The sequence below is a fragment of the Brachybacterium sp. p3-SID957 genome (genome assembly GCF_025144775.1).
GTDB classification, from domain to species: domain Bacteria; phylum Actinomycetota; class Actinomycetes; order Actinomycetales; family Dermabacteraceae; genus Brachybacterium; species Brachybacterium epidermidis.
The window spans coordinates 1-2309 of record NZ_JALXKT010000112.1 but is presented as its reverse complement, the minus strand read 5'-3'; the positions used below and the strand labels follow the sequence as shown (position 1 = coordinate 2309).

Below are 2309 nucleotides of genomic sequence, written 5' to 3'. Positions count from 1 at the left end.
CGGAATTCCCCAGGCTGGGTCGCTCCGTCGCATGAGGCGGGCCTCCCTGGATGCTGGTGGTCTCTGACCACTCACCAGCCTTCCAGGGAGGCCCTACGCTCATGCTCTCAGAGAGGAGCAGCGTGGACATCCACGCTCTGCACCGGCAGGGAATCACGATCAGCGAGATCGCCCGACGCACCGGCCATGACCGCAAGACTGTCCGTTCCTACCTCCGCGGCGACCGCGAACCGGGCGTGCGCCGGCGCGCCGTCCCGGACGCGTTCGAGCCCTTCACCGATTACGTCACCGCGCGGTTGATCGAGGACCCCCACCTGTGGGCGGTGACTCTGCTGGACGAGTTGCGCCCGCTCGGGTTCGAGGGCTCGTATCAGTCCCTGACCAGGCATATTCGTGACCGGTCGTTGCGGCCGGCCTGCCAGGCCTGCGCCCACGTCACCCGCCGCCCGAACGCGGTGATCGAGCACCCGCCTGGGGAAGAGACGCAGTTTGACTGGCTCGAGCTACCCGACGCGCCCGAGCAGTGGGGCTTTCCCCGGAAGGGGGCGTATGTGCTGGTCGGGTCGCTCGCCCATTCCGGCGTCTGGCGGGCGGCGATCGCGCCCTCGATGGACCTGCCGCACCTGCTGGCCGCGATGACGACCGTGCTCACCTTGCTGGGCGGGCTGACCAGGGTGTGGCGGTTTGATCGGATGCGGACCGTGCTGGATCCCGCCACCGGAGACCTGACCGCGATGTTCTCCGCGTTCGCGAAGCATCACGGAGTCCAGACCGTGGTCTGCCGGCCCCGCTCCGGGAACCGTAAGGGCGTGGTCGAGAAGAACAACCACACCGCCGCCCAACGCTGGTGGAGGACCCTGCCCGATGAGATCACCGCGGAGCAGGCCCAAACCTCGCTTGAGAGGTTCGCGGCCCGGCAGGACGGACGCAGACGCGAAAGCCCGGTCGGGTCCACGACCGCCGCAGCGATGCGTGCTGCGGAGCGACTGCGACCACTGCCGCCGATGGCGTTCCCGGTGGTGATCACCGAACCCCGGACCGTTTCACGGCAGGCGCTGATCCACTGGCGCGGCAATCGATACTCCGTCCCGCCAGAGCTCGCGATGACCACAGTGAATGTCCACCAGGCGCTGGGCGCGGACCACATCGAGATCGCCACCATCTCCGGCGCCGCGGTTGCTCGTCACCGCCTGGCCGAGCCGGGCCTGGGTATCACCCAGCGCACCGACCAGCACATCACCGCGCTGGAGACCATCGCGCTGGCCTCGGCACCACCAGGGAAGCCTCACCGCCGCAAGGAACGCATCCCACCCGGCCCCGCGGCGCTGGCCGCCGCCCAGGTCTTGACCGGGCCACCGGCCCCGACTGCCACCGTGATCGATCTGGCCGCCTACGAGCAGGCCGCGAAGAACAGGAACACCCTGACATGACCACCACCAAGGCCGCCGCAACTGTCTATCAGCAACTCAAAGACCATCTGAGCGAGTTGAAGCTCGCCGATGCGGCTGAGGCTCTGCCCGCCATCTTGGACCAGGCCAACACCGAGCAGTGGACCCTCACTCACGCGCTGGAACGCCTGCTGGCCATCGAAGTCACCGCGAGCGAAGCACGCCGCCTGGCCGGCCGATTCCGGTTCGCGAACCTTCCCACTGGCGCGACGCTGGAGAACTTCGACCACGACGCCGCCTCCGGCATCGACCCGGACCTCCTCACCGAGCTGGGGACCTGCCGATTCCTGGAGAACGCGACGAACGTGCTGCTCATCGGCCCGCCGGGAGTAGGGAAGACCCACATCGCCACCGGACTCGGCCACGCCGCCGTCAACGCTGGCTACCGGGTCTACTTCACCTCCGCAGCAGACCTCGCCGCCCGCTGCCACCGCGCCGCGCTCGAGGGGAAGTGGTCGACCATGATGCGGTTCTTCGCCGGCCCCACCCTGCTGATCATCGACGAGCTCGGCTATCTCCCGCTACCCGCCGAAGCGGCATCGGCCCTGTTCCAAGTCATCAACCAGCGCTACCTGAAGACCTCGATCGTAATCACCACGAACAGACCCGTCGGCGCCTGGGGCGAGATCCTCGGCGACACCACCGTCGCCGCCGCCATGCTTGACAGACTCCTCCACCGCTCCGTCGTCATCAACCTCGACGGAGCCTCCTACCGACTCCGCCACCACGCCACCGCAGCCGAGGAAATCCGACGCGCCACCACCGGCACCAACCTCAGCTAACCTAGCCCCGCGACCCTGGGGAACTTCACCGAGCAACTCTGGGGAAAATCGATGAGCGCCATCACCACTTCGACAAAGT

The 2309-nt window shown here is 67.8% G+C and carries 2 protein-coding genes; both read left to right on the top strand.

The window, feature by feature from the left end; genetic code table 11:
- Window positions 1–101: 101 nt before the first annotated feature.
- The gene (gene istA, locus M3B01_RS14490; protein ID WP_259793244.1) at window positions 102–1430 is read left to right on the top strand and encodes an IS21 family transposase; all 1329 of its coding nucleotides are present in this window, start codon (window positions 102–104) and stop codon (window positions 1428–1430) included.
- Window positions 1427–2230 carry an IS21-like element helper ATPase IstB gene (gene istB / locus M3B01_RS14485; RefSeq protein WP_259793243.1) on the top strand — a complete coding sequence of 268 codons (804 nt, stop codon included), beginning with the start codon at window positions 1427–1429 and terminating at the stop codon, window positions 2228–2230. The genes istA and istB overlap by 4 nt, the downstream gene beginning before the upstream one ends.
- Window positions 2231–2309: the final 79 nt, after the last annotated feature.